We start from the raw sequence: 25,984 nt of genomic DNA, 5'->3' as shown, positions 1-25,984 counted from the left end.
AAAATTTTAATTATTAGACTTTATATATGATTTATAAGTTAATACTATAAGAGTTTAAAAGATAGTTATTTAACAATTGGATCTAACTCACCACTCTCATAGCGTTGAAACATAGTTTCAAGAGATATAGGCTTAATTTTGCTTGCCATACCAGCACTACCAAATGCTTCATATCTAGCTTTACAGATTTCTGACATTGCAGCCTTAGCAACAGCATTGTACTTACGTGGATCAAATTCAGCTGGATTCTCAACTAAGAATCTTCTCACCGCGCCAGTTGCTGCCATACGAAGATCTGTATCAATATTTACTTTACGTACACCATACTTAATAGCTTCAACAATCTCTTCTACAGGCACGCCATAGGTTTCACCCATAGCACCACCATAAGTATTTATTACTTCTAGCCAGTCTTGTGGCACAGAAGATGAACCATGCATTACTAGGTGAGTATCAGGTATTCTTGCGTGAATCTCTTTTACTCTTTTGATAGATAATACATCACCTGTAGGTGGTTTTGTGAACTTATAAGCACCATGCGAAGTACCAATAGCTATAGCTAAAGCATCAACTTTAGTTTTTCTAACAAAATCAGCGGCTTCTTCAGGGTCAGTAAGTAACTGATCCATAGATAAAGTACCTTCAGCACCTATACCATCTTCTTCGCCAGCTTGTCCAGTCTCTAACGAACCAAGGCAACCTAACTCACCCTCAACCGATACGCCACAAGCATGAGCCATATCAGAAACAGTTTTTGTAACATTAACATTATACTCGTAATCTGATGGAGTTTTACCGTCTGATTTTAGAGAACCATCCATCATTACAGATGAAAAACCTAATTGGATAGATCTTTGACAAACTGATGGAGATGTACCATGATCTTGATGCATACACACTGGTATATGTGGATATTCTTCTATCGCAGCTAAAACCAAATGTCTAATAAAAGATGCTCCCGCATACTTTCTTGCTCCAGCAGAACCTTGTAAAATAACTGGTGAATTAACCTTATCCGCAGCTTCCATAACAGCCCTAACCTGTTCAAGGTTATTAACATTAAAAGCTGGTAATCCATAACCATGCTCAGCAGCATGATCTAATAGTTGACGCAATGAAACTAAAGCCATTATTATCTCCTTATCTTACCTGACCTGCAATTATTACTTTAATCTTATTAGTGCTTCCATGAACACCCATACTATCACCACTAGTAAGAACAAAAATATCACCATCTTTAGCTAAATTTCTGCTCTCTAGCTCCATACAAGCTGATCTATTTACATACAACTTAGACATTCTAGTTGAATCAAAATATATTGGCACGACTCCTCTAAATAATGTCATTGCACCTAAAGTTGTAGCATTTCGTGATAATGCATAAATAGGTAAATCAGTATTTATTCGTGACATCCAACGCGAAGTATTGCCACCTTCTGTTAATACGATTAATCCTTTAGCACCGATATCGTTAGCTATTTTGACTGCTGCAACAGAAACAGCATGATCAATCCTATCACAATCAGCTATTTTTTGCTTTTTAGAAATATGTGTATACTTACTTTTCTCAGCTGATTTACATATTCTTGACATTGCAGAAACTGTTTCAACAGGATATTTACCTACCGCAGTTTCAGCTGATAACATCACAGCATCTGTACCATCAAACACAGCATTAGCAACATCAGATGCCTCTGCACGAGTTGGTGAAGAGTTCTCTATCATTGACTCCATCATCTGTGTAGCAGTAATAGAACCTTTTTCATTTCTTCTAGCTGTACTAATAATAAGCTTCTGTACAGTTGGCACATTTTCATCACCGATTTCAACAGCCAAATCACCACGTGCTACCATTACAAGGTCAGAAGCATCAACAATACTCTTAAGATTATCTTCTAATACAGCCTCTGCACGCTCAATTTTAGCAACCATAGCAGGTCTCCAGCCAGCTTCATGGACAAGTTGGCGTGCATACTCCATATCCTTACCATCCCTGACGAATGATACCGCTAAGAAATCGACTTGCAGCATTGCCGCTATTTTTATATCTTCTTTGTCTTTCTCAGTAAGTGCAGGCGCTGTCAGCCCACCACCTTTTTTATTGATACCCTTATTATTAGAAACTTTGCCACCAACGACAACTTTAGTGACTGCTTTATTTCCTTTTACAGAATCAACCTCTAAGACAATTTTGCCATCATCTACAAGTAATATATCACCTTTTTTTACATCTTGGATCAGTTCTTTATAGTCAATTCCTACAGTATTCTCATCACCATCATTAACTCCAAGATCAGCATCCAGTGTAAATTTTTGACCTTTCTTAATTTCTACGGAACCATTTTTAAATTTTGATAATCTGATTTTTGGTCCCTGTAAATCAGCTAAAATACCAACATGGGTATCTTGCTCTTTTGCGATTTGACGAATTAAATCAACTCTTTTACGATGATCCTCAGCAGATCCATGCGAAAAATTACATCTAACCGCATTGACGCCTGCTTTAATCATCTCTGTTAGAGCTTCTCTTGATTCACTAGCAGGACCAAGAGTAGCTAAAATTTTTGTTCTTCTCATATAAATTATCCTAAATTAGCTGCTTGCTTTTTCTTTAAGTATCTCTATAGCTGGTAATTTCTTGCCTTCAAGAAACTCTAAGAATGCTCCACCAGCTGTTGATATATAAGAAACTTGGTCTTTGATGCCAAATTTTTCTATCGCAGCAATAGTATCACCACCACCAGCTACTGAAAAAGCGTGCGATTGGGCTATAGCCAAAGATAAAGCTTTTGTACCCTCTGCGAAGTTATCAAACTCAAAAACTCCAACAGGACCATTCCATAAAATAGTATTTGCTGATTTTAGCAGCTCAGCAATTCTCTTTTCAGATTCTGGACCGATATCAAGAATCATCTCATCAGCGGCAACATCAGAGACTTTTTTAGTGATTGCTTGGGCATTTTCACTAAATTCTTTTGCAACTCTTACATCAACTGGTACAGGAATATTAACTCCTAGAGTTTTAGCTTTAGATAATATATCTCTTGCTTCAGCAACAAGATCTTGTTCATACAACGAATTACCAACATTATAACCTTCTGCTTTTATGAAAGTATTAGCGATACCACCACCAACAATAAGAATCTCAACTTTATCAAGAAGGTTATATAATACCGATAGCTTAGTTGAAACTTTAGATCCGCCAACTATAGCTGCCATTGGTTTCTTAGGTGCTTTCAAAGCTTTCTCTAATGCATGAATTTCATTAGCTAAAAGCATACCTGCACATGCTACTGGTATATATTTAGCTACACCATATGTCGAAGCTTGAGCTCTATGTGCTGTAGCAAAGGCATCCATTACAAAAACATCACCTAAGCTTGCGATCTTTTTAGATAAATCTTCAGCTGATTTTTTCTCGCCGTTGTTAAAGCGTACATTTTCACACATAACAATTTCACCAGCCTTAACATCAACACCATCTAGCCAGTCTTTAGCAAATCTAACTGGCTTTTTGATAATTTGAGATAATGCTTCAGCAACAAGCTCTAGAGAAAACTGAGGATCATATTCGCCCTCTATGGGACGCCCAAGATGTGACATCAAAATCACAGCGCCACCTTGATCTAAAATGTATTGAATAGTTGGAATAGCTGCCTCAATTCTAACTTTACTTGTTACCTTACCATCTTTGACAGGCACATTGAAATCTACTCGAACCAAGACTTTTTTATCTTTTAGATCAACATCTTTTAATGTTAGAAAACTCATTTATATCTTACCTATAGTGTTTATAAAGCCCCAAAGTACTCTACTACTCTAACCATTTGATTTGTATATGACATTTCATTGTCATACCAAGATACTACTTTAACTAGAGACTTATCACCTAGTGAAGTAACTTTAGTTTGAGTTGCATCGAATAATGAACCTTCAGAGATCCCGATGATATCACTAGACACTAACTCCTCTTCTGTGTAACCAAATGATTCATTTGCAGCGGCTTTCATCGCAGCATTAACATCTTCAGCTGTTACACTCTTAGATACCACCGCAACAAGCTCAGTTAACGATCCAGTTGCTACAGGGACACGTTGAGCAGCTCCATCTAATTTACCCGCTAATTCTGGGATTACTAGACCGATAGCTTTAGCTGCACCAGTTGAGTTAGGTACAATATTTACAGCAGCAGCTCTTGCACGACGAAAGTCATTTTTTGCATGAGGTGCATCTAGAGTATTTTGGTCACCTGTATAAGCATGAATAGTCGTCATAAAGCCACTTTCAATTGTTGCTATATTATGAAGAGCTTTAGCCATAGGAGCCAGACAGTTAGTTGTACAAGAAGCTGCTGATATGATTTTATCATCAGCACTGAGGATATCGTGATTAACCCCAAACACAACAGTTGGTAGATCATTACCAGCTGGAGCTGAAATAACTACTTTTTTAGCACCTGCATCAATATGAGCCTGTGATTTTGCTTTTGATACATAGAAACCCGTACACTCTAGTACAACATCCACGTTTAACTCACCCCAAGGTAGATTAGCTGCATCTTTTTCAGCATATATTTTAATCTCTTTACCATCGACAACTATAGAGCTTTCTTTTGCTACTGTTACAGCTGCTTTTGAGAATCTACCTTGAGCAGAATCATATTTCAATAAGTGTGCCAACATCTCTGGATTTGTCAAATCATTAATCGCTACAATCTCAATGTTACCTTTACCAAACATTTGACGAAATGCTAAACGACCAATTCTACCGAAACCATTAATTGCAACTCTCATTTTTAATCTCCTTAAGATATTATCTTGCGAAAGTTAGTTTATTAAACATATTTAGCAACAATATTGCTAATATTTTCTACAGTAAATCCAAAATACTCAAACAAATCTTCAGCTGGTGCTGACTCACCAAAGCTATAGATTCCTTTTACTTCTCCTCCAGCTTTTGGCATATATTTATACCATATATCAGGTTGTGCCATTTCAACAAAAACTGCGGGAATATCATTTCTTATTACTGATCTTATATACTCATGAGTTTGAGTAGCAAAAACTTCTACACACGGTATAGAAGCAACATTTAAATTCATACCTTTTTTTTCAAATTCATTTGCAACATTGACAGCAAGTTCAACTTCAGATCCTGTTGCAACGATAGTTAATTTAGCATCAGGATTATCTTTGACTAGATATCCACCTCTAGCAATATTTGCAACTTGATGTTGTGTTTGCACTATTGGCATTAAGTTTTGACGCGTTAATACCATTACACTTGGCGTATCTTTAGATTTTACAGCCTCCTTCCATGCTATCATTGTTTCAATTGTATCAGCAGGTCGCCAAACGTTAAGATTAGGTATAAGTCTTAAGCTTGGAATATGTTCTATAGGCTGGTGTGTTGGCCCGTCCTCACCTAAACCAATAGAGTCATGCGACATAACGTGTACTACAGGCTGCTTCATTAATGCTGACATCCTTATAGCATTTCTTGAGTAATCGCTAAATACTAAGAATGTGCCACCATAAGGTTTGATGCCACCATAAAGGCTTAGACCATTCATTATTGCAGCCATGCCAAACTCTCTAACACCATAAGAAAGGTAATTTGCACCCTCTTGAGTATTATTTAGCCAAACTGAGCCACTCCAATTAGTGTTATTTGATCCTGTCAAGTCTGCTGATCCACCAAACATCTCAGGCATATTCTTACACAATACTTCAAGCGCCATTTGTGAAGCTTTACGTGTTGCCACTTTGACAGGATTCGCTAACTGTGAAGCAATATATTGATTAACTTCCTGCTCAAGGTTTGCGGGCAACTGTTTTTTCAACACTCTATCAAATTCTTCAAACTTAGGATTATTCTTATATAAATCCCATTGGTTCTGCCAATTTGCCTCTAAAGCTTTCCCTTTTTCTTTAGCATCCCAGTATTTGTATATATCATTAGGGATTTCAAAAGGAGCATAATTCCAATCAAGTTCTTTAGCAGCTGAGGCTCTTTCTTGCTCACTCAAAGGCGAGCCATGTACAGAGGCAGTACCAGCCTTTTCTGGAGAGCCAAATCCTATAACCGTTTTACAACAAATTAAAGTCGGTTTTTGCTGCTGTGCATGAGCTTCATTTATAGCTTTTTCTATCGCAGCATAATCATGACCATCGACATTTTCTATAACGTGCCAACCATATGCTCTAAATCTTTGAGGTGTATTATCACTAAACCAACCCTTAGTATCACCATCTATCGAAATATTATTATCATCCCAAAATGCAACTAATTTGTTTAAACCTAGAGTCCCTGCTAATGAGCATGCTTCATGTGAAACACCTTCCATCAGACATCCATCACCTAGAAACACATAAGTATGATGATCTATAATTTTTAAATCAGGTGTATTATATCTAGCTGACAAAAGCTTCTCACCTAAAGCCATACCAACAGCATTTGCTACTCCTTGTCCTAATGGGCCAGTTGTTGTCTCAACTCCTGGTGCATAGCCGTACTCAGGATGTCCTGGAGTTTTTGAGTGTAACTGTCTGAAGTTTTTAATATCCTCAATAGATAGATCGTAACCTGTCAGATGTAGTAGAGAATATAAAAGCATTGAGCCATGTCCATTTGAAAGAACAAATCTATCTCTATTTATCCAATGTGGATTATTTGGATTGTGCTTAAGAAACTTTGTCCATAACACTGTGGCAATATCAGCCATCCCCATAGGCATTCCAGGATGTCCTGATTTAGCCTTAAGTGTTGCATCAATAGATAAAAACCTTATAGCGTTTGAAAACTCGCGTGGAATAGATAAAGACATTAGTATTTAACCCTTAATTATGTGATTGTTAATTTAAAAAAATAACTAGTATGATGATACAGTAGAGACTTTCATAAAACAAGAAATGTATATACAATAATAGTATTAGCAAAATATCTCAGCAACAGCCAAGATGAAAGGTAAGCATACTCAGATAAATTACTCAATATATGCCAAGCAAAAAAGAGAATTAGAAAATATTGAAATAATCATTGAACAACTTGATCAGCTTTCTGATTTCATCACAACTGCTCCTCATACATTTGTATGCTCATTTTCCTTTTTTGAAGAAAAAAATCATACTTGTATTAGATATTCGATTAAGGGCATATTGGAACTTATTTGCCAAGATTCTTTAGAAGTATTTGAACATAATTTTAATATAACAAATACTATAATAATTACCGAAGATGACAGACTAGTAGAAGATAGTCTTCATGAGCCTTTTATATGTAAAAGCACAATAATTGATTTAAAGGATATAATCAAAGAAGAAATACTTTTAGATTTACCTTTAATACCAAAAAAAGACTCAAGCACTTGTAAAAATACAAAAAAACATTCATACTATAGCGAGCAAGAAAGTGTTATACAAGAGAAAAAGAATCCTTTCGAGATTCTTAAAACACTTAAGTAACATACTAATTTAGAATATAAAAAACACTAAGAGGTTACCTAAAATGGCTGTACAACAAGTTAAAAAAAGCAGATCAAAAAGAGATATGAGAAGATCTCACGATTCTTTAACAAGTCCTACTCTATCTACTGACAAGTCAACAGGTGAATTACATTTAAGACATCATGTATCACCTAATGGCTTCTACAAAGGTAGAAAAGTAGTAGAAACTAAATCTGAAGACTAATATTTCCCATCAACACTTTTAATCAGCTTATCTAGATGACAATTATAATTATTAATGATGAGCAATAGACAATTAGCGATATAGGAAGTTTTATCTATTATGGGTTACAAAATATCTATAGATGCAATGGGTGGAGATCATGGTTTAAACACCACTATCCCAGCAGCTCTTGAAGCAGTAAAAAAGGACTCTAATTTACAAATAGTATTAGTTGGAGATCATCATAAAGTTAAAAGAGCTTTAGACAGATATTCAAAAGTTAAGAAAATAAAACTACCAGTTTTACAAAGAATAGCAATTCATCATGCTAGCGAGACAGTTGGTATGGATGAATCACCTTCTATTGCTGTTAGAAAGAAAAAAGATTCTTCTATGCGCGTGGCTATCAACCTTGTTAAAGATCGTACTGTTGATGCTTGTGTCAGTGCTGGTAACACTGGGGCGCTAATGGCTACATCAAAATTCGTACTGAAAACTATTAATGGTGTTGATCGTCCCGCTATTGTTTATGCATTACCTGCATTCAATAGAGAAACTAAGCAACTTAGTAAAACTTATATGCTTGATCTTGGTGCAAATGTGGTTTGTACGTCTGAACAACTTTTCCAATTTGCGATCATGGGGTCAATATTAGCGGCAAGTTCAAAAGGTATTGCTGAACCTAGAGTTTCATTACTAAACATCGGTGAAGAAGAAATGAAAGGCTTAGATAATATCAAAAATGCTGCAAAATTATTACAAGGTTGTGATTTTATCAATTATAACGGATATATCGAAGGTAAATACATTTTTGATGATACTACCGATGTAATAGTCTGTGATGGCTTTGTTGGTAATGTCTCTCTAAAAACAATGGAAGGAAGCTTAAGACTTATAGAGTCTCTTATCAAAAAGACAATACATGAAAGCTCGTGGTTAATGAAGATCCCTATAGTTATGGCATTACCGATATTCAAAAAGATGAAAAAAGGTATGAATCTTGATAGCTTTAACGGCGCATCATTATTAGGATTAACCGGCATAGTAGTTAAAAGCCATGGTGGTGCAAGTGCTAATGCTTTTGAGACTGCTATATATGAAGCTATCAAAGAAATTAAATATAATATTCCTAAAACAATTCAAGAATCTTTAGAAAAAGTTCTTTAATCCTTTTATTCATGCTACAATAAATACCGAACCATATATGCGAAAGCTTATGGTTTTTTGTTGTTAAATAATAATTTAAAAGTAGGTATAACTATATAATGTTTGCACAAATACTAGGTACAGGAAGTTACTTGCCTGAAAAAATCTTAACTAATGAAGATATAAGTAAATTTGTTGATACTTCAGATGAGTGGATCAAACAAAGAGTTGGCATAGAAAGACGTCATTGTGCCAATGAGACAGAGACAACAAGCTATATGGCTACACAAGCAGCTAAAAAAGCTCTTGAAGCAGCTCAACTAACAGCTAATGAAATTGATACGATAATTGTTGCAACAAGCACTCCAGATTTCATAATGCCCTCAACAGCGTCAATGATTCATCAAAATTTACAAATAGATAATTTCAAGGTACGCTGTTTTGATATTTCAGCTGCTTGTAGTGGATTTGTTTATGCTTTAGATATCGCCAAGCAGTATATAGAAACAGGTGTTTCAAGAAATATTCTCGTCGTCGGTGCTGAAAAAATGACGCGCGTCCTAGATTGGAATGATCGCTCAACATGTGTACTTTTTGGTGATGGTGCCGGTGCCGTTGTAATTTCAACAAGTCAAGAAAAAAAGATATTGTCATCTTTACTTTTCACAGATGGTTCATGTTTAGATATGCTCAATGTCCCAAATAACTTACCGACTTCAAGGGGACAGAGTATAAATATTGATCCTTACTTAATAATGGAAGGTAATAAGGTTTTCAAATTTGCTGTTTCACGCCTATCTTCATTAGCTGATGAGTTAATACAAGATGCTGGAATAAAAGCTAGTGATATTGATTGGCTTGTACCTCATCAAGCAAACTATAGAATACTTAATTCAACTGCAAAAAAAATAGACATGCCAATGTCTAAGGTAGTCACAACACTACAAGATCACGGCAATACATCTGCAGCATCTATTCCATTGGCTTTAGATCACGCTGTAAGAACAAATCAAATTAAACCTGGCGATACAATAATCTCTGAAGCATTCGGAGCTGGATTTGTCTGGGGTGGTTTTATCGCAAAGATATAATCTTTTATAAATTTATTATTTTTTAAATAACATAAAAGGAGGATTATTATGTCAAACATAGCTGTGGTTTTTCCTGGTCAGGGTTCACAAAAACTTGGAATGCTTCAAGATTATTATGAAAATTTTGAGACCTTTAGAAATATAGTCGATGAAGCTAAAGAGCACCTTGGTTATGACTTATGGAATATTATTCAAAATGATGAAGAAACTCTAAATAAAACTGAGTTTACTCAGCCAGCTTTACTTGCGTCTAGCTATGCAATATACGAAGTATTAAAAGAGCAAAAACCAGACTTAAAAGTAGCATACTTTGCTGGACATAGCTTAGGTGAGTATACTGCCCTACTAGCAGCTGGTTGTATTTCATACAAAGATGCTTTACAACTTGTTTCTACACGCGGCAAATTAATGCAAAATGCCGTCACAGACAAAGAATGTGCTATGAGCGCAATTCTAGGCTTATCAAATGAAGATGTAATCAAGTGTTGCCAAGAGGCTGCTGATGCTGGTGTTGTTGAAGCTGCAAACTTCAACTCAACAGGACAAGTTGTCATCTCTGGCGAAAAAGCCGCTGTTGAGAAAGCTAATATAATAGCTAAAGAAAAAGGTGCAAAACGCGCACAGATACTTGCTGTTAGTGTACCTTCACATTGCTCCTTAATGAAAGATGCTGCTGATAAATTTGAAGCAGAATTGAATAAGGTAGAGTTTAAAAAGCCAACTACTGCAGTTGTACAAAATTTTGACGCTAGATCACATGCGAATCCAACAGAAATAAAAACAGCTGTTATTAAACAACTGTATAAGCCTGTACTTTGGACACAGTCTGTCGAAGAGCTAGTCAAACTTGGCGTCACAGAAGTTATTGAATGTGGTCCTAACAAGGTTTTATCTGGACTAATCAAAAGAATAGATAAATCACTAGATATAAAAGATACAAACAGCATTGATAGTTTAGAAAATATTTAAAAGGAGATAATAAATGTCTTTAAATGAAAAAGTTGCTCTAGTCACAGGTGCAAGTAGAGGTATTGGTTTTGAAGTTGCTCATGCATTAGCAAGCAAAGGCGCTACTGTGATAGGCACTGCAACTAGTCAAGCTTCTGCGGAAAAATTTGAAAACTCAATGAAAGAAAAAGGCTTTAAGGCAAAAGGATTAGTTCTAAACATTTCTGACATTGAAAGTATTCAAAATTTCTTTACTGAAATAAAAACTGAGAACTTAGCAGTAGATATTCTAGTCAACAACGCTGGTATAACTAGAGATAACTTGATGATGAGAATGTCAGAAGAGGAATGGCAATCAGTCATAAATACTAATTTAAGCTCAATATTCCGTATGTCAAAAGAGTGCGTACGTGGGATGATGAAAAAAAGATGGGGCAGAATTATCTCTATAGGTTCTGTAGTTGGCTCAGCTGGCAACCCAGGACAAACAAACTACTGTGCAGCTAAAGCAGGTGTAATAGGTTTCTCAAAATCTCTTGCTTATGAAGTTGCTAGCCGTAATATCACCGTAAATGTTGTAGCTCCTGGATTTATAGCTACAGATATGACTGATAAACTGACTGATGAGCAGAAATCTTTTATCGCTACTAAGATACCTTCAGGGCAAATGGGAGAACCAAAAGATATCGCTGCAGCAGTAGCTTTTTTGGCTTCCGAAGAATCAAAATACATAACAGGACAAACTATCCATGTAAATGGTGGGATGTATATGGCTTAAATTTTGCAAAATTATTGCAAAAATGATTAAAAAATAATATTATTGACTCGATTAAGGTTTTTAATTTTTCAAAACAAAAATAAGAAGGAAAAAAATATGAGTACACATAACGAAGATTCTAAAAAAAATAATGCTGACGAAAAAGCAAAAATATTTTCTAGAGTTAACCATATAATAGTTGAGCAATTAGGCGTTAAAGAAGAAGATCTTAAGCCAGAAGCTTCTTTTATCGATGATTTAGGTGCGGACTCATTAGACACAGTTGAGCTTGTAATGGCTCTAGAAGAAGAATTTGATACTGAGATTCCAGATGAAGATGCTGAGAAAATCAGAACTGTTAAAGACGTTTATGACTACATCGAATCTAAAGATGTAGGTTAATCAAAATTAATCTTAAAGTCAGTATGAATATCCACTTCATACTTTTTTCTACAATGAATATAAACAGGTTAATTTAAATTATGAAATCTAATCGTAGAGTAGTTGTTACTGGCTTAGGCATGGTAACACCTTTAGGAAATGATGTCCCTACGACTTGGGCTAACATCCTAGCTGGTAAAAGTGGTGTAGAAACTATAATTGGTTTTGACACACCTGCTCCTGATATCAATGAGTTCAAAGTTAGATTTGCAGCAAGAATTAAAAATTTTGATGTAGATGCACTTGTAGGTAAAAAAGACGCAAAGAGAGTAGATCCTTTCTGCTATTATGGTATTGCAGCTGCTAATGAAGCTCTTAAAGATGCTGGCATCGATAAAGTATCTGAAGAAGATTCATATAAATTTGGTGTTTGTGTTAGTTCTGGTATTGGTGGTATCGAAACTTTAGAGACTACAAAAGCTGTAATAGATACAAAAGGGCCTTCAAAAATTTCACCGTTTTGTATACCATCTTCAATTGTGAATATGCTCTCTGGAATCATTTCTATTAACCATGGCTTACGTGGACCTAATATTCCGATTGTTACAGCTTGTACTACTGGTACTCATAATATTGGTATGGCTGCTAGATTAATAGCTAGTGGTGATGCTGATGCTATGCTTGCTGGTGGTTCTGAAAAAGCAAGTAATGCTATTGGTATGGGTGGATTTGCTGCTGCTAGGGCATTATCTACACGTAATGATGATCCGCAAGGTGCTTCTCGCCCTTGGGACAAAGACAGAGATGGTTTCGTACTTGGCGATGGCGCTGGTGTTGTTGTCTTAGAAGAATATGAAAGAGCAAAAGCTCGTGGTGCTAAAATTTATGCTGAAGTTGTAGGCTTTGGTATGTCTGCCGATGGTTACCATATGACTATGCCTTATGCTCCAGGACAAGAAAGATGTATCCAAAATGCTTTAGCTGATGCTGGACTTGAAAATAATCCCGATGCTATAGATTACGTTAATGCACACGGTACTTCAACTCCACTAGGAGATGTTCAAGAGTCACAAGTTGTTGAAAAAGTAATTGGACAATATAGAAAAGGCTTAGTTATGAGCTCAACAAAATCAATGACTGGACATTTACTTGGTGCAGCTGGTGCTATTGAATCAATATTTAGCGTACTGGCAATAAGAGATCAAGTAGCTCCACCAACAATTAATCTACATAATTTAGATGATGGCTGTAATTTAGACTATGCTGCAAATGCTGCTAAGAAAATGAAAATTGATTATGTGCTAAATAACTCTTTTGGTTTTGGTGGCACGAACGGATCTGTAATTTTCAAAAAAATCTAATTACCCATAGCTACTTTCTTATATATAGCTAGTTTCTATAAGCCACTACTATATGGCTTTCTGTATATAAAAATTAAGGAAAAAATATGCAAATTCACATAATTGATATTCACTATTTGGCTACACAAGAAGAAATTGCTAAAGTTAGACCTCTACATCGAGATTTCTTAGATATTGGCTATAATAAAGGAATATTCATAGCCTCTGGACCTAAAACATCAAAGACAGGTGGTATTATTATTGCACGTGGAGATATACAAGAGATCAAAGAGTTTATCAAAGACGATCCATTCCACACAAATAAAGTTGCTGAATACCATTTTACGTCTTTTGATGCTGTCAAGCATATCCCAGAACTTGCTAATTCATAAATACTCCATACATCATTTCTCTTTTGTTACCAAAGCCTTTGTCTTTTTTCACTTTAAAACCATATTTCTATAATGCTTTTCTTACTTTAGAGCTAGCTGTAAAAGTTGCAAAGCTACTATGGTTATGGCAAAGTTTTGAAATGTTCTCAAAAAGATTATCACTCCACATAAGACTATTTTTAGTTGGTGAAAAACCATCAAGGAACCATGCGTCTATAACTGGAAGATTATAATGATTAATATTGTTAACATCATCAATTATTAGCTTAAGAGTAATATTATCAAACTTATAAATATTTAAACCATCAATAGGATTATATTGCTCAACAAAATTTTGGTAACCGTCTAGCTCAGCAAAACTATTAAGTATTTTTCTAAGGTCATTTATTGTTATAGGAAACTTCTCAAATGAAATAAACTCCAGTTGAGAATCATTACTAACATATTTATGCCAAAGATTCTTTGTCAAGATAAAGTTAAGCCCACTACCAAAACCTGTTTCACAAATTCTAAAATATTGCTTGTTTTGTAACTGAGAAAATCGCTGTTGTAAATTATTGTGCACTAAGAAATTATATATACTCTCTTGGATACCAGATGTTGTTGAAAAATAAAAATCATCAAAAGAAACTGATTTAGGAGTATTTTTCTCCCAAATTATTTTAGCAAATTGCATAATTATCTGACTTTTGTGATTAGCTACTATTTGTATAAAAGAATAGCAGATCAGGCGCTTGCTAAAAATAGTCCTATATGCAAAAATAATACTTTGATATCCTCATTATGTAAAACTTAAACATGGAAAGTACAATACACGACTCATCATCACTAAAAAATAAACTACTTATAACATTTATCTGCTATCTTTGTTATTTTTATACTGCAAATATAGTTCTAGTAACAGGTGCAGTAATGCAGCCATTATCAGAATATTTTCACAACAATAATATTGGCTTTGCTTTCACATTTATTAATGTTGCGATGTGGTTTGCAATATTGATAATAGGCATCTTGATGAATAGATTCTCTATAAAACTATTACTAATTGCCGCTGTAGCGATAGGAATTATATCATCATTAATTACTACCATAATCCCATCAATGTTTACTCTCAAAATACTACTTACTTGTGTAGGTATCACTGGTGGTCTTTTTATGGCTATTGCTAGCTATATGATTGTACATATCTACAATGATCATAAAATAAGAGCTATGAATGTGATTTTTACTGATTTTTTCTTTAGCTTTGGTGGCGCTTTGATACCAATATTTGCTGCTTATCTTATAACCCAACACTTTGAATGGTACACTATTTATCTGATATTACAAATAACTGCTGTGATCATATTAGTCTTAGTAATATTTTCAGATTTCACAATACTTAATCGTCACAATATCTCTACCAAAGAGATAAAACCAAATTTAAGTTTCTCAACATGGAATTTAAGCTTGTATTGTGTAGCTTTTGCAGCTTTCTTATTCTTATTGGCTCAATTAACTATGACTAGTTACGCTCAATCATATTTCCAAGAAATACTTGGTTGGGGTACTATTGATGCAAACAAACCTCTTTCTTATTTCTGGACAGCACAATGTGTAGGCTTATTTATCAGTCCAATAATAACTAGATTTATCCCGCTAAAATACATTCTACCAACATTTATGCTAATAGGTTTAGCTGCTTTATCTTGTATTTTATATATTCCAGATATGAGCATAGTCTTTAAAGCTGCAATCATTTTTGGATTATTCAACTGTTATATCTATGCTGGGCTACTAGCTTATGGAACATTCCAGATGGAAAATGCTCCTCCAACACTAATTACGACAATTCTTTTGTTCGGTACAACTGGTACTGCCCTTTCTACTACGACTGGAGCCTTTATAAACCAATACTTTGGTCTTACTAGTGTAATGCATGCCGTAGTAATATTTTATATAATATCTTTTATACTTGTTATCTTAGCGGTTATTTTCTCAAAAGAGCAAAAGAATTCTCAAACATTTATATAAATTTCGCTAATAAAACATATAAGTTCTTTTTGTTACCAAATTACAAACCTATAATGTATAGTTATACAAAATTAATTTAATTGAATTTGTAAATAACTATGAAAAAACACTTAACTCAATCAATGATTTTCGGCGTGCTCCTAGTAGCTATTCTTGCTGGCATTGCATATTTTATTGCAAAAATTCCTACCATTAAAGAGCTTGGAATTAGTCCTTTAATTATAGGAATTGTACTAGGCATGGCACTGACTCATACACCAGCAAGTAAAATTATTCACAAGTGGAAAGAAGGTATAGTATTCAGTGCTAAAAAAATCCTTAGATTTGCAATAATCTTTTATGGCTTTAATTTAACATTTCAATTAATTGCATCAGTTGGTTTAGCTGGACTCTCAGTATCAATAATCATGCTAGTTTCTACTTTAGTAATAGGTATTGTACTAGGTACTAAGGTATTTGGTTTAGATAGAGATAGCTCAATTCTAGTAGCAGCTGGTAGTGCTGTATGTGGTGCAGCTGCTGTACTAGCTACTGAAGGTACTTTAAAATCAGAGCCATATAAAGCAGCTATGGCTGTTGGTACTGTAGTACTCTTTGGTACTATAGCAATGTTTTTATATCCTATCCTTATGAAAGCAGGATTATTGGGGCATATGAGTGATGCTCAATATGGTATTTTTGCTGGTGGCTCTATCCATGAAGTAGCTCAAGTTGTAGCTGCTGGTAGTGGTGTAAGTGCTCATGCTGAAGAAGTTGCTGTAACGGTTAAAATGATTCGCGTAATGATGTTAGCTCCTATGCTAATCGTCATAGGCATATGGATAGCTAAATCAGCGACTACTGTTAGTGGAATAAATGGTTCTAAATCTGAAAAAGGATCTATCAAGAAAATCATCCCATGGTTTGCGATTGGTTTTATAATTGTCGCTGGATTTAACTCTTTAGACTTACTGCCTGTAGCAACAGTTAGTAGCATTAGAGTAGCCGATCAGTTTTTATTAGCTATGGCAATGACTGCTCTAGGTCTTGAAACTCATATATCTAAATTCATCCAAGCAGGAATAAAACCTCTAGTATTAGCGCTAATATTATTTGCTTGGTTATTTTTTGGTGGCATAGCTATCACTTATGGTATTACTAGCATAATATAGTCTCTTATTTGACCAAAGCTATCCTATTTTGAAACTAAATAATGTATCATATCTAAAAATAATAATCTGATAACTTTTCACAACCAATGAAACCTATTCTTAATTCTGTAACAACTATTGCTAGAAAAGCTGGTAAAATTATTCTTCAAGCACAAAATGATCTAAGCTCTATCAAAATTTCTCAAAAGCTTGATAACACAACTGTATCAAATATTGATATTGCTGTTGAGAACTTTATTATTGATAATATCAAAAAATCAGGCTTTAATGACTACTTCATAACTGAAGAAAATGGCGAGTTTGGTAACAAAGATAGTCGTTTCACATGGATTATTGATCCTATTGATGGTACTAATAACTTTGTTCACGGCTTACCACACTGTTGCATATCAATTGCAGCCAAAAAAGATGATGATATAGTTTTAGGAGTTATTTATAATCCTTTTTTAGATCTAATGTTTTGTGCCTACAAAGGTCAAGGTGCTCTTCTTAACGGTAAAAAGATAAGAGTTGCTCAAAATCAAGACTTAAAAAACACATTAATTTCAGCATCATTAAAATACTCACGTAAAATATTTAATGACAGCTACGTAGCAGAACTTATTAAACTTCAACAAATAATCTCTGGCTATAGATATTCTGGAAGTATTGCTATGGATATGGCTTACTTAGCGGCAGGTTATATCGATGGATTATGGGCTTGTGGTAATGTCAAAATATGGGATTTAGCAGCAGGTTATATAATTATGAAAGAAGCCGGAGCTGTAGTTACTGACATCCATGGTACTAGCAATCTTGAGTCTAGTTTAATCGTAGCGGGTAATAAAAAAATCCAACCCAAACTTATTAAAATTTTAGCAAAACACATAAAATAATGAATACCCGTGCTATTGCGGCTAAAGCTATTTTAGAAATTCTTGATAATAAATATTCTCTGCTTACCCTTGAGCAAAAGCTTCTTAGTCATAACTTATCAGAGCAAGATAAATCTTTTGTTAAACTTTTGTGTTATGAGTTTTTCAGACACTACTACTCTTTAGAAAAGATTGCTAGTTTATATCTAAAACAAAAAACTAAGATAAAGGCTAAAGTTTTAATAATGCTTGGGGTATTACAAATATTTGAAGTCAAACAACCCTACTACGCGACTATTAATGAATCTGTATCAGCTTGCAAAGATCTTAAAATTATCTGGGCGAAGAAACTAGTTAATGGAATACTAAGAGAAATCACTCGTAATATCAATGATATAACTAGTATCTATAAGCAAAATAAAGCAATAGATATGCCTAAATGGCTTAGTGATACACTCATAAAACAGTATCCTAAAGAGTATCTAGAGATAGCTCAAGCAATCAATACAAAAGCCGATATGTTTATTCGTTTAAATCAAGCTAAAGATACTAAAAAAGTCTTAGAGTATTTTGACAAAAATAGTATAGGATACTCTTTTACAAATCTAAAAAATTGTATAAAGCTTGATCAAGCTATCGATGTAAAATACAATCAGCTATTTCAGCAAGGCTATTTTACAATACAGGACATCTCTGCACAGTATGCAGGACATATTATCAAAGCTAACAATGATGATAAAATCCTTGATGCTTGTGCTGCTCCTGGGGGTAAAACTTCGCATATTTTAGAATCTGCTCCACAAGCTGATATTACCGCTATAGATATTATTGATAAGCGTTTAGAGCTTCTTAGAGAAAACTTAGCGAGATTATCTAAAAATAATAATGTCAATATTTTTAAACATGATTTAACTCTACCTCTAAGTGGAAAATTCAATAAAATCATCCTTGATGCTCCATGCTCTGCATTAGGAACTATAAGGCGAAATCCTGACATCAAAGTACTAAGAGCACCGAATGATATTCAAGCTATCAAAAGCTTACAAAGTAAAATTTTGGCTAACTTATGGAATAATAACCTTACTGATAATGGTTACTTACTCTATATTACATGTTCAATACTAGCAGAAGAAAATCAACAACAAATAAAAGAGTTTTTAGCTAAAAATAATAATGCTGAGATTATTGAGATAGATATCCTTAAAAAATATAAAACTAGTTATGGCTACCAAATACTGCTATCTCAACAAGATGGTGATGGCTTTTATTACTGTTTACTTAAAAAAAATCCTTATTTTTAGCAGCAATTTTTTCTATAGTTTCTTGAGGAGTTGCAGAAAGTTTTAACTTATTTATATGGTACTGTGAAGAGAAAATAATATCATCTATTTTATCTTCAATAATAAATCCTATTGATGTATAAAAAGCTAAGGTTTGGATATTTGCACTATATACATATGCAGTATCGACTGCATAATTCTCTAACAAATATTTAAGCATAAAACTCCTAAATCCTTTACCTAAAAACCTCTGTTCAACTGTTGAAAAGAGTATCTCATTATCTTTTATACAAGAAAACCCAATAACTCGATCTTCAACTGTTAATACAAAGCTTTTAAATGCTGGATTATTAAGGTATTTCTCTACTACTAGCTTTCCTTGATTATTTATTTCATTCGTCGTAAGAAACTGACAATTATTCAATAAATGCTCTGACCATATATGTACAATATCATCAAAATCTTTAGCTGTGGCTTCTCTTATTTTCATATCAATCCTTTATTTGTGTATATACTTTTATACAAATATCTCTCTTGTAGATTTTATGTCAAACTACTAAAGTTGTAAACTATTATTAGATACTACTTAAAAAGCTTTATAAATAAATTTATTATCTAATGATAAATTATTTGGATGTGAACCTGGCTGACCTTGAGGGACTTTTAAACCATGCTCACTATAGAAATCAAGCCAGTATTTCGACACAGCAACATCATCAACTGCAATATAATTAAGTTTATGCTGAGTAAAATATTTTGAATTACTTGTACGATTAAAAGCAACATGAATTAGTTCCGAACAATAAAGTTTGTCTTCTAAATCTGGCAAAAATAAATCATTATAAGCAAGACCAATAAATTCACTAGCATTATTAACTACTTCTTGTAAAAATTCCTTACTCTCAGATACACGAGCTACTAGAGTTTTTTTATCTGAATATTTAGATAACTTAACTTGTATAACCCCTGCAACAGGAACAGCTTCTATAATATTTCCGTCTCCAATATACAAAGCACAATGATAGTAACTATAACCACCAAAACCGTTAGATAAACTTGAAATATTCTTTTCAGCTTCATCTACTATGAAAACCACATCGCCCTTTTTTAAGTTATTAATGTTCATAGTAAATTCTGTAAATCTTGTTCTAATATAACCGTAACTCCTAAATCTTGAGCTTTTGTAAGTTTGCTGCCAGCATTATCGCCACAAATAACCATATCAGTTTTTTTAGAGACACTTGAAGTAACTTTTGCGCCCATTGATTTAAGAAGTTGTGTCAATTCTGTACGGTTATAGTTTTCAAAAGTCCCTGTAATAACAACTGTTTTATTTGTAAAACTCTCATTATGCGCTTGCTCAATTTTTTCTGGATTTTGGATGTTAATAGCATTACTTAATAGCTTATCAACAATTTGTATATTTAATGGGTCTTGCCAGAATGAAACAATATTTTTAGCAATAATTTCACCAATATCATTAATCTCTATTAATTGCTCAAATTTGGCTTCACGGAAACTTTCTAAGCTACCAAAATGATTGGCTAAAGCTTCTGACGATACCTCACCAACATCTTTAATACCTATTGCAAAAATAAATCTTGCTAAACTTGGCTCTTTACTTTTTGTGATAGAGTCTAAAACATTCTGTGATGATTTAGCAGCCATTCTTTCTAAGCCTGTCAATTGCTCAAAATTGAGTTTGTAAATATCAGCAGGATACTTGATTAAATCTGCAGCAACAAGTTGTTCAATTAGTTTAGCTCCAAGCTTATCAATATCCATTGCTTTACGTGAGACGAAGTGCTTCAAGCGCTCAGTAGTTTGAGCCTGACAATGCCATCCCCCTGTACAACGATATATAGCCTGATCGTTAACATTCTCAATTGCTGAATCACAGACTGGACAATTTGTTGGCATCTCAACCATATGTGCATCAGGCTTACGATATTGTGGTAAGCTTTTGACCACTTCTGGAATTACATCCCCTGCTCTACGTACGATTACTCTATCGCTAACTCGAATATCTTTGCGTTTAATTTCATTGATATTATGTAAGGTTGCATTTGAAACCATCACCCCACCTACTGCTACTGGCTTAAGCCTTGCAACTGGTGTAATTGCTCCTGTTCTGCCAACTTGAAACTCTACATTTAACACTTCTGATTCAACTTCTTCAGCTGGGAACTTATATGCTACAGCCCACTTAGGTCCTCTAGCAGTGTATCCAATAGTATCTTGTAGTTTAATATTATTAACCTTAAAAACTAAGCCATCAATATCATAAGCCAAATCAGCACGCTGGTGACTCATTTTGCGATGATATTCCTCAACCTCTGAGAAACTTTTTGCCAAAAACATATTATCACTAATTGTAAAGCCAAAACTTTGTAATAGATTCATAAGCTCAAATTGTGTTTCAGGATGTACAAAGTCTTTGGAAAAGTAGCCAATACCATAGCTAAAAAGTTTAAGTGGTCGCTTCGCTACAACTTTTGAGTCAAGCATACGGATACTTCCAGCTGCGGCATTACGCGGGTTTGCAAAAGTTTTGTTCTCATGAGTTTGCATATACTCATTAAGAGATAAAAAACTTTGTTTATCTAAGATAATCTCACCACGAACTTCTATTTCTTCTGGAGGATTTATAGTATTTAGTTTAAGTGGGACATTACGGATAGTTTTGACATTTTCTGAGACTTTTTCACCTTGAATACCATCACCACGCGTAACAGCATAGTCAAATTTACCATTTTTGTAAAAAATGCTAATAGCAAGACCATCCATTTTAGGCTCACACTCAAGCTCAATGTCATACTCTATTTTGTCATAAAAATCACGCAGCTCTTCTAGACTAAAAACATTTGCTAAAGATGTCATTTTCTTTTTATGCTTGATAGTTTCAAATCCTGCTAAAACTTCTCCGCCAACACGATCTAATACTGAATTTGTCGGCTTAAATTGGGGATTGTCATCAACTAAATCTTGAAGTAATCTAAACAATTTATCATAATCAGAATCAGAAATAATTGGTTTATCTAAGGTATGATATAAATAGCTCTGTTGACTAAGATAATCAGCTAATTTGTCTATGTAAGCTTTTAATTCTGCTTTAGCTAAAATATGATATTTTATAGAAAAAAATTCATTTGGCGTCATTAAAGAATATTTTAAAATAATTATTTTATAGCAGCTATTTTATACTAATTTAGCTATTTTTGCATAAGAGAAAACCTTTTAAGTTATAATCTTTTGTCAATCATTATCTCCTAAGAAAAACTATGGAAATAGCTTAAAAATTATTAATATCACTGTTAAAAAATTGCAAAGCGTTTAACGATATGTTATAAATCTGCATTACAAAAATAAGACTGTATACAATTTTGTAACAGTACTTATAGTTTGTAAACAATATTGACCTTTTTAAAAAGGCAATAATCACAGTATTAGTTTAATTAGAAAATGGACTTGATTTATGCAACAGGTACCTAGATATGTCATTGTCGGCAACGGCAATGTAGCAGCACATATGTGCTATTATTTTGAATGCTTAAAACTAGATTTTAGACAGTGGTCACGAGAAGACTCGTTAGATAAACTTGATAAACTGCTAGATAATGCAACTCATGTTTTAGTCTTAATCAAAGACTCTGAGATACAAAATTTTGTAGATAAATATCTCACAAATAAATCAAAAAGACTAATAGTGATTCACTTCTCAGGTCTTTTGGATATCGAAAATGCTTACTCAGCACACCCATTACAAAGCTTCCCCGATAAGAGCTTATACTCTTTAGATGAGTACAAGTCGATTGCCTTTGTAACTTGTGATAGAAGTATCGCGTTTGGTGAGCTTTTACCTAAGCTACCTAACGCTAATTTTTGTATCGATAAAAGTCAAAAAGCGTACTATCACGCAATGTGTGTTTTAGCCAACAATGTAAGTACATTAGTTTGGCAGAAATTCTATACAGAAATGCAAAATCGCTTTGGTATAAATCAAGACTATCTAATACCATTTTTAGAAACCACATTTAAAAATATCAAACATAATCATCACGCCTTATCAGGACCAATAGCTAGAGGAGATAGCCTTACACTACAAAAGGATCTCAACGCTTTAATTGATGATGATTTCTATGATGTTTTTAGAGCAATTGTTAATCAATTTTCAAACAAGGAGAAAAAATGAAATGAAATCAGTTTTAGGCTTCAAAAAAGCTAAAGCAAATCGAGAAAAAATCTCGATGGTAACATGTTATGACTATACTTTAGCTAAAATCATAAACTCTACAGATATAGATTGTATCCTTGTTGGCGATAGTGGTGGCATGGTATTACTTGGTAAAAAAAATACTACCTATACAACTCTAGCAGACATGCAGTTTATGACTCAAGCAGTAGCTAATGGTGCTACAGATAAATTCATAATTGCTGATTTGCCATTTATGAGTTATCGTCAATCATTAGAAACAACAATGCAAGTTGTAATGACTCTGATTCAATCAGGAGCTCATGCGGTTAAGCTTGAAGGTAGTTCAGGAAACTTAGATACAATCAAACATATCGTAGATTCTGGTGTTCCAGTCATGGGTCATATTGGCATGACTCCTCAATTTGTAAATAGTTTTGGTGGTTTTAAAGTTCAAGGTAAGACTGAAGAAGCTGCTAAGCATTTACTTGAAGAAGCTAAGCTTCTTGAACAAGCAGGATGTTTTGCGATAGTTCTAGAATGTATACCAGCAAATATTGCTAAAGATATTACTCAAAATTTAGATATCCCAACAATAGGTATTGGGGCTGGTAGTGATACTGATGGTCAGATTTTGGTTCTCCAAGATATGCTTGGTATGAATACTGACTTTCAACCCAAATTTGTCAAAAAATATATAAGTGCTTCTGAGATATTTTCCGAGGCTATAAATACATATGTTAAAGAAACTAAAGATGGTGTTTTCCCAACTAAGGAGCATGGCTATGATTATTGCTAAAAATATTGAGCAATTTAATTTACTAAGAGAAAGTTTCACTAAAAAGCAAAAAATAGGCTTTATCCCAACAATGGGTGCATTACATGGTGGCCATATAAGCCTAATCAAAAAAGCTAAATTAGAAAATGATATTACTATTGTCAGTATATTTGTAAATCCAACTCAGTTTAATAATTCAAATGATTATCAAACATACCCAAACCAACTACAACAAGATATGCAAATACTAGAATCTCTTGATGTCGATACATTATTTAACCCAAATGAAAAAGATATCTACCCTGATGGTAACCTATTGAGAATAGAACCGGAGCTTGAGATTGCGAATATCCTAGAAGGTAAAGCTAGACCTGGGCATTTCAGTGGTATGCTAACTGTAGTCCTAAAGCTACTACAAATTACTAAACCTGATAATCTCTATTTAGGGGAAAAAGACTATCAACAAGTTATGCTAATCAAACAGCTTGTTAAAGATTTTTTTATCAATACAAAAGTCATAATCTGCCCAACACAAAGAGAACCAACAGGGCTTCCTCTTAGCTCTAGAAATAAAAATCTAACATCTACTGATATGGAAATTGCCAATAAGGTATACGAAATACTTAGACAAGATAATTTCTCAGACTTAGAAGAACTAACGAATAAAATTAATTCTACTGGTGCAAGAACAGAATACGTTCAAAAACTTAATAACAGAATATTTTTGGCACTTTACATTGGTAAAGTACGTTTAATTGACAACTTCCTAAAGGAGACCGGACCATCATGCTAATTTCAGTTTTAAAATCAAAAATCTCATACGCTACTGTAACTGGTAAAGATTTGTTTTATGTGGGTAGTATCACTATCGATAGTGAGATAATGAAACAAGCAAATATTATTGAAAATGAGAAAGTACAAGTAGTAAACTTAAACAACGGCGAGCGTCTTGAAACTTATGTAATCAAAGGCGAACCAAATAGTAAAACTATCGCACTAAATGGCCCTGCTGCTAGAAGGTGTGAAATAGGTGATCAGCTTTTTATAATTAGTTATGCGCAAGTTGATCCTACTAGAGAAAATATAAAACCTAAACTTGTTGATCTAAAAACTGGAGAATAATAAATGATAGTATGCATAGATATTGGTAACTCGCATATTTTTGGGGGAATATTCATAGGAGATCAGATTAAACATAACTTTCGCTACCCTTCTACTACTCCATGTACCTCCGATACGCTAGGCATATTTCTATTATCATTCTTTGAGAGAAAAAAGCTTGATATAGAAGCTATTGAAGCAGTTGTACTTTCATCTGTTGTTCCTCATTTAGAGTATTCTGTCAATTCCGCTTGCAAAAAGTACTTAGGGATAACACCTCTTGAGTTAAAACCTGGAATAAAAACAGGATTAAAACTCGATATCAAAAACCCTCTAGATTTAGGTGCAGATCGTGTTGCAAACTCAGTTGCAGCTATCTCTAACTTTCCTGCAAAGAACATTATCATTGTTGATTTTGGCACAGCAACAACTATTTGTGCTATTTCGGATAATAAAGCCTATATAGGCGGCGCAATCTTACCAGGGATTAACCTTTCGATGGAGAGCTTATCACAAAAGACTGCAAAACTATCTAATGTAACTATCTCTCACCCTAGTTCTGCGTTAGGTAAGACAACTATCTCCCAAATCCAATCAGGTCTTATATATGGTCAATTAGGTGCTATAAAAGAGATAGTTAGTAGAATCTCTCAAGAAAATTTCTCAGATAAACCACCAGTATTAATCGCAACTGGAGGTTACTCTCACTTATTTGAAAAGAACAATATTTTGATGTAATTATCTCTGATTTATTACTTCATGGACTTAGAATAATCTGGCAAATGAATAAATAATCTCTGAGCGATAGCCTACTATGTTTAAAAAGTTAGTACGTCATTGTGTCAGGCTTGACCACACAATCTAGCAAATAGCTTAGATCTAAGCTATTTGA

Annotated in this window: 25 protein-coding genes and 2 pseudogenes; 18 read left to right on the top strand and 9 right to left on the bottom strand. The window is 33.9% G+C overall.

Annotated elements, in window-relative coordinates; translation table 11 throughout:
* Nucleotides 1-65: 65 nt before the first annotated feature.
* From fba to tkt, 5 genes are read right to left on the bottom strand one after another with little or no spacing between them, the layout of a single operon-like run.
* A complete protein-coding gene (fba, locus tag FSC454_RS03290) occupies nucleotides 66-1,130 on the bottom strand; it encodes a class II fructose-bisphosphate aldolase (RefSeq protein WP_066047494.1) in 1,065 nt (354 codons plus the stop codon).
* A gap of 10 nt (nucleotides 1,131-1,140) precedes the next feature.
* Nucleotides 1,141-2,577 carry a pyruvate kinase gene (gene pyk, locus FSC454_RS03285; RefSeq protein WP_003040166.1) on the bottom strand — a complete coding sequence of 479 codons (1,437 nt, stop codon included), beginning with the start codon at nucleotides 2,575-2,577 and terminating at the stop codon, nucleotides 1,141-1,143.
* Between the two features lie 15 nt (nucleotides 2,578-2,592).
* Nucleotides 2,593-3,771 carry a phosphoglycerate kinase gene (locus tag FSC454_RS03280; RefSeq protein ID WP_066047497.1) on the bottom strand — a complete coding sequence of 393 codons (1,179 nt, stop codon included), beginning with the start codon at nucleotides 3,769-3,771 and terminating at the stop codon, nucleotides 2,593-2,595.
* A 20-nt stretch (nucleotides 3,772-3,791) separates the two neighbouring features.
* Nucleotides 3,792-4,793 carry a type I glyceraldehyde-3-phosphate dehydrogenase gene (gap, locus tag FSC454_RS03275; RefSeq protein WP_066047500.1) on the bottom strand — a complete coding sequence of 334 codons (1,002 nt, stop codon included), beginning with the start codon at nucleotides 4,791-4,793 and terminating at the stop codon, nucleotides 3,792-3,794.
* A gap of 41 nt (nucleotides 4,794-4,834) precedes the next feature.
* Nucleotides 4,835-6,826, bottom strand: a complete 1,992-nt coding sequence (gene tkt, locus FSC454_RS03270; RefSeq protein ID WP_066047502.1) for a transketolase — start codon at nucleotides 6,824-6,826, stop codon at nucleotides 4,835-4,837.
* A 133-nt stretch (nucleotides 6,827-6,959) separates the two neighbouring features.
* Between tkt and FSC454_RS03265 the strand changes: the two genes are divergently transcribed.
* The 9 genes from FSC454_RS03265 to FSC454_RS03225 all read left to right on the top strand — a co-directional run bounded on the left by FSC454_RS03265 (nucleotide 6,960) and on the right by FSC454_RS03225 (nucleotide 13,723).
* On the top strand, nucleotides 6,960-7,463 hold the full coding sequence (locus FSC454_RS03265; RefSeq protein WP_066047505.1) for a YceD family protein: 504 nt from the start codon (nucleotides 6,960-6,962) through the stop codon (nucleotides 7,461-7,463).
* Between the two features lie 43 nt (nucleotides 7,464-7,506).
* On the top strand, nucleotides 7,507-7,689 hold the full coding sequence (gene rpmF / locus FSC454_RS03260; RefSeq protein ID WP_014548688.1) for a 50S ribosomal protein L32: 183 nt from the start codon (nucleotides 7,507-7,509) through the stop codon (nucleotides 7,687-7,689).
* 99 nt (nucleotides 7,690-7,788) lie between these two features.
* Nucleotides 7,789-8,835: a phosphate acyltransferase PlsX gene (gene plsX, locus FSC454_RS03255; RefSeq protein WP_014548689.1), complete on the top strand. Its 1,047-nt coding sequence runs from the start codon at nucleotides 7,789-7,791 to the stop codon at nucleotides 8,833-8,835.
* Nucleotides 8,836-8,933: 98 nt separating this feature from the next.
* A complete protein-coding gene (locus tag FSC454_RS03250) occupies nucleotides 8,934-9,905 on the top strand; it encodes a beta-ketoacyl-ACP synthase III (RefSeq protein WP_014548690.1) in 972 nt (323 codons plus the stop codon).
* A gap of 48 nt (nucleotides 9,906-9,953) precedes the next feature.
* Nucleotides 9,954-10,874 carry an ACP S-malonyltransferase gene (gene fabD / locus FSC454_RS03245; protein ID WP_014548691.1) on the top strand — a complete coding sequence of 307 codons (921 nt, stop codon included), beginning with the start codon at nucleotides 9,954-9,956 and terminating at the stop codon, nucleotides 10,872-10,874.
* A 13-nt stretch (nucleotides 10,875-10,887) separates the two neighbouring features.
* Nucleotides 10,888-11,631 (top strand): 3-oxoacyl-ACP reductase FabG, encoded by a 744-nt coding sequence (gene fabG, locus FSC454_RS03240; protein WP_066047508.1) that lies wholly within the window; start codon nucleotides 10,888-10,890, stop codon nucleotides 11,629-11,631.
* Between the two features lie 96 nt (nucleotides 11,632-11,727).
* Complete coding sequence (gene acpP / locus FSC454_RS03235; protein WP_003025404.1) at nucleotides 11,728-12,012, top strand: acyl carrier protein; 285 nt, start codon at nucleotides 11,728-11,730, stop codon at nucleotides 12,010-12,012.
* An 80-nt stretch (nucleotides 12,013-12,092) separates the two neighbouring features.
* Complete coding sequence (fabF, locus tag FSC454_RS03230; RefSeq protein WP_066047512.1) at nucleotides 12,093-13,352, top strand: beta-ketoacyl-ACP synthase II; 1,260 nt, start codon at nucleotides 12,093-12,095, stop codon at nucleotides 13,350-13,352.
* Nucleotides 13,353-13,438: 86 nt separating this feature from the next.
* Complete coding sequence (locus FSC454_RS03225; protein WP_003018210.1) at nucleotides 13,439-13,723, top strand: YciI family protein; 285 nt, start codon at nucleotides 13,439-13,441, stop codon at nucleotides 13,721-13,723.
* Here the strand turns inward: FSC454_RS03225 and mnmC2 are convergent.
* A pseudogene (mnmC2, locus tag FSC454_RS03220) lies at nucleotides 13,713-14,399 on the bottom strand (tRNA (5-methylaminomethyl-2-thiouridine)(34)-methyltransferase MnmC2). The gene FSC454_RS03225 and the pseudogene mnmC2 sit on opposite strands and share 11 nt — an antisense overlap.
* A gap of 122 nt (nucleotides 14,400-14,521) precedes the next feature.
* On the opposite strand from mnmC2, the gene tsgA reads away from it, so the two are divergent.
* From tsgA to rsmB, 4 genes are all read left to right on the top strand, one after another.
* Nucleotides 14,522-15,736, top strand: a complete 1,215-nt coding sequence (gene tsgA, locus FSC454_RS03215) for an MFS transporter TsgA (RefSeq protein ID WP_071794771.1) — start codon at nucleotides 14,522-14,524, stop codon at nucleotides 15,734-15,736.
* 98 nt (nucleotides 15,737-15,834) lie between these two features.
* Entirely contained in the window at nucleotides 15,835-16,887 is a 1,053-nt protein-coding gene (locus FSC454_RS03210; protein ID WP_014548697.1) for a YeiH family protein, read from the top strand.
* An 86-nt stretch (nucleotides 16,888-16,973) separates the two neighbouring features.
* On the top strand, nucleotides 16,974-17,762 hold the full coding sequence (locus tag FSC454_RS03205) for an inositol monophosphatase family protein (protein ID WP_066047515.1): 789 nt from the start codon (nucleotides 16,974-16,976) through the stop codon (nucleotides 17,760-17,762).
* Nucleotides 17,762-19,042, top strand: coding sequence for a 16S rRNA (cytosine(967)-C(5))-methyltransferase RsmB (gene rsmB, locus FSC454_RS03200; RefSeq protein WP_066047518.1), 1,281 nt, complete (start codon nucleotides 17,762-17,764; stop codon nucleotides 19,040-19,042). Before FSC454_RS03205 ends, rsmB begins: the two co-directional genes overlap by 1 nt.
* Here the strand turns inward: rsmB and FSC454_RS03195 are convergent.
* From FSC454_RS03195 to ligA, 3 genes are all read right to left on the bottom strand, one after another.
* Entirely contained in the window at nucleotides 19,020-19,511 is a 492-nt protein-coding gene (locus tag FSC454_RS03195; protein WP_066047521.1) for a GNAT family N-acetyltransferase, read from the bottom strand. The two genes, rsmB and FSC454_RS03195, sit on opposite strands and share 23 nt — an antisense overlap.
* A 96-nt stretch (nucleotides 19,512-19,607) precedes the next feature.
* Entirely contained in the window at nucleotides 19,608-20,147 is a 540-nt protein-coding gene (locus tag FSC454_RS03190; protein WP_066047524.1) for a YiiX/YebB-like N1pC/P60 family cysteine hydrolase, read from the bottom strand.
* The gene (ligA, locus tag FSC454_RS03185; protein WP_066047527.1) at nucleotides 20,144-22,180 is read right to left on the bottom strand and encodes an NAD-dependent DNA ligase LigA; all 2,037 of its coding nucleotides are present in this window, start codon (nucleotides 22,178-22,180) and stop codon (nucleotides 20,144-20,146) included. The genes FSC454_RS03190 and ligA overlap by 4 nt, the downstream gene beginning before the upstream one ends.
* Before the next feature lie 316 nt (nucleotides 22,181-22,496).
* Between ligA and panG the strand changes: the two genes are divergently transcribed.
* The 5 genes and pseudogenes from panG to FSC454_RS03160 all read left to right on the top strand — a co-directional run bounded on the left by panG (nucleotide 22,497) and on the right by FSC454_RS03160 (nucleotide 25,886).
* A complete protein-coding gene (panG, locus tag FSC454_RS03180; RefSeq protein WP_066046519.1) occupies nucleotides 22,497-23,213 on the top strand; it encodes a 2-dehydropantoate 2-reductase PanG in 717 nt (238 codons plus the stop codon).
* A gap of 1 nt (nucleotide 23,214) precedes the next feature.
* Nucleotides 23,215-24,012: a 3-methyl-2-oxobutanoate hydroxymethyltransferase gene (gene panB, locus FSC454_RS03175; protein ID WP_066046517.1), complete on the top strand. Its 798-nt coding sequence runs from the start codon at nucleotides 23,215-23,217 to the stop codon at nucleotides 24,010-24,012.
* On the top strand, nucleotides 23,999-24,784 hold the full coding sequence (panC, locus tag FSC454_RS03170; RefSeq protein WP_066046515.1) for a pantoate--beta-alanine ligase: 786 nt from the start codon (nucleotides 23,999-24,001) through the stop codon (nucleotides 24,782-24,784). The genes panB and panC overlap by 14 nt, the downstream gene beginning before the upstream one ends.
* Nucleotides 24,778-25,113, top strand: coding sequence for an aspartate 1-decarboxylase (gene panD, locus FSC454_RS03165; RefSeq protein ID WP_004287356.1), 336 nt, complete (start codon nucleotides 24,778-24,780; stop codon nucleotides 25,111-25,113). Before panC ends, panD begins: the two co-directional genes overlap by 7 nt.
* A 3-nt stretch (nucleotides 25,114-25,116) precedes the next feature.
* Nucleotides 25,117-25,886 (top strand): annotated as a pseudogene (locus tag FSC454_RS03160) (type III pantothenate kinase).
* Nucleotides 25,887-25,984: the final 98 nt, after the last annotated feature.

It is taken from the genome of Francisella hispaniensis FSC454, from assembly GCF_001885235.1.
Classification (GTDB): Bacteria; Pseudomonadota; Gammaproteobacteria; order Francisellales; family Francisellaceae; genus Francisella; species Francisella hispaniensis.
The sequence above is the reverse complement of the archived record's forward strand: the minus strand, read 5'-3'. Positions and strand labels throughout refer to the sequence as shown.

Bases quoted from the DNA above. Each gene is read 5' to 3' on its own strand.
- panC (WP_066046515.1), top strand. From the start codon at position 23,999: ATGATTATTGCTAAAAATATTGAGCAATTTAATTTACTAAGAGAAAGT.
- panG (WP_066046519.1), top strand. From the start codon at position 22,497: ATGCAACAGGTACCTAGATATGTCATTGTCGGCAACGGCAATGTAGCA.
- fba (WP_066047494.1), bottom strand. From the start codon at position 1,130: ATGGCTTTAGTTTCATTGCGTCAACTATTAGATCATGCTGCTGAGCAT.
- FSC454_RS03190 (WP_066047524.1), bottom strand. From the start codon at position 20,147: ATGAACATTAATAACTTAAAAAAGGGCGATGTGGTTTTCATAGTAGAT.
- FSC454_RS03195 (WP_066047521.1), bottom strand. From the start codon at position 19,511: ATGAAAATAAGAGAAGCCACAGCTAAAGATTTTGATGATATTGTACAT.
- ligA (WP_066047527.1), bottom strand. From the start codon at position 22,180: ATGACGCCAAATGAATTTTTTTCTATAAAATATCATATTTTAGCTAAA.
- fabD (WP_014548691.1), top strand. From the start codon at position 9,954: ATGTCAAACATAGCTGTGGTTTTTCCTGGTCAGGGTTCACAAAAACTT.
- FSC454_RS03250 (WP_014548690.1), top strand. From the start codon at position 8,934: ATGTTTGCACAAATACTAGGTACAGGAAGTTACTTGCCTGAAAAAATC.
- FSC454_RS03265 (WP_066047505.1), top strand. From the start codon at position 6,960: ATGAAAGGTAAGCATACTCAGATAAATTACTCAATATATGCCAAGCAA.
- fabG (WP_066047508.1), top strand. From the start codon at position 10,888: ATGTCTTTAAATGAAAAAGTTGCTCTAGTCACAGGTGCAAGTAGAGGT.
- pyk (WP_003040166.1), bottom strand. From the start codon at position 2,577: ATGAGAAGAACAAAAATTTTAGCTACTCTTGGTCCTGCTAGTGAATCA.
- FSC454_RS03225 (WP_003018210.1), top strand. From the start codon at position 13,439: ATGCAAATTCACATAATTGATATTCACTATTTGGCTACACAAGAAGAA.
- rsmB (WP_066047518.1), top strand. From the start codon at position 17,762: ATGAATACCCGTGCTATTGCGGCTAAAGCTATTTTAGAAATTCTTGAT.
- tkt (WP_066047502.1), bottom strand. From the start codon at position 6,826: ATGTCTTTATCTATTCCACGCGAGTTTTCAAACGCTATAAGGTTTTTA.
- gap (WP_066047500.1), bottom strand. From the start codon at position 4,793: ATGAGAGTTGCAATTAATGGTTTCGGTAGAATTGGTCGTTTAGCATTT.
- acpP (WP_003025404.1), top strand. From the start codon at position 11,728: ATGAGTACACATAACGAAGATTCTAAAAAAAATAATGCTGACGAAAAA.
- fabF (WP_066047512.1), top strand. From the start codon at position 12,093: ATGAAATCTAATCGTAGAGTAGTTGTTACTGGCTTAGGCATGGTAACA.
- FSC454_RS03210 (WP_014548697.1), top strand. From the start codon at position 15,835: ATGAAAAAACACTTAACTCAATCAATGATTTTCGGCGTGCTCCTAGTA.
- tsgA (WP_071794771.1), top strand. From the start codon at position 14,522: ATGGAAAGTACAATACACGACTCATCATCACTAAAAAATAAACTACTT.
- plsX (WP_014548689.1), top strand. From the start codon at position 7,789: ATGGGTTACAAAATATCTATAGATGCAATGGGTGGAGATCATGGTTTA.
- FSC454_RS03205 (WP_066047515.1), top strand. From the start codon at position 16,974: ATGAAACCTATTCTTAATTCTGTAACAACTATTGCTAGAAAAGCTGGT.
- rpmF (WP_014548688.1), top strand. From the start codon at position 7,507: ATGGCTGTACAACAAGTTAAAAAAAGCAGATCAAAAAGAGATATGAGA.
- panD (WP_004287356.1), top strand. From the start codon at position 24,778: ATGCTAATTTCAGTTTTAAAATCAAAAATCTCATACGCTACTGTAACT.
- FSC454_RS03280 (WP_066047497.1), bottom strand. From the start codon at position 3,771: ATGAGTTTTCTAACATTAAAAGATGTTGATCTAAAAGATAAAAAAGTC.
- panB (WP_066046517.1), top strand. From the start codon at position 23,215: ATGAAATCAGTTTTAGGCTTCAAAAAAGCTAAAGCAAATCGAGAAAAA.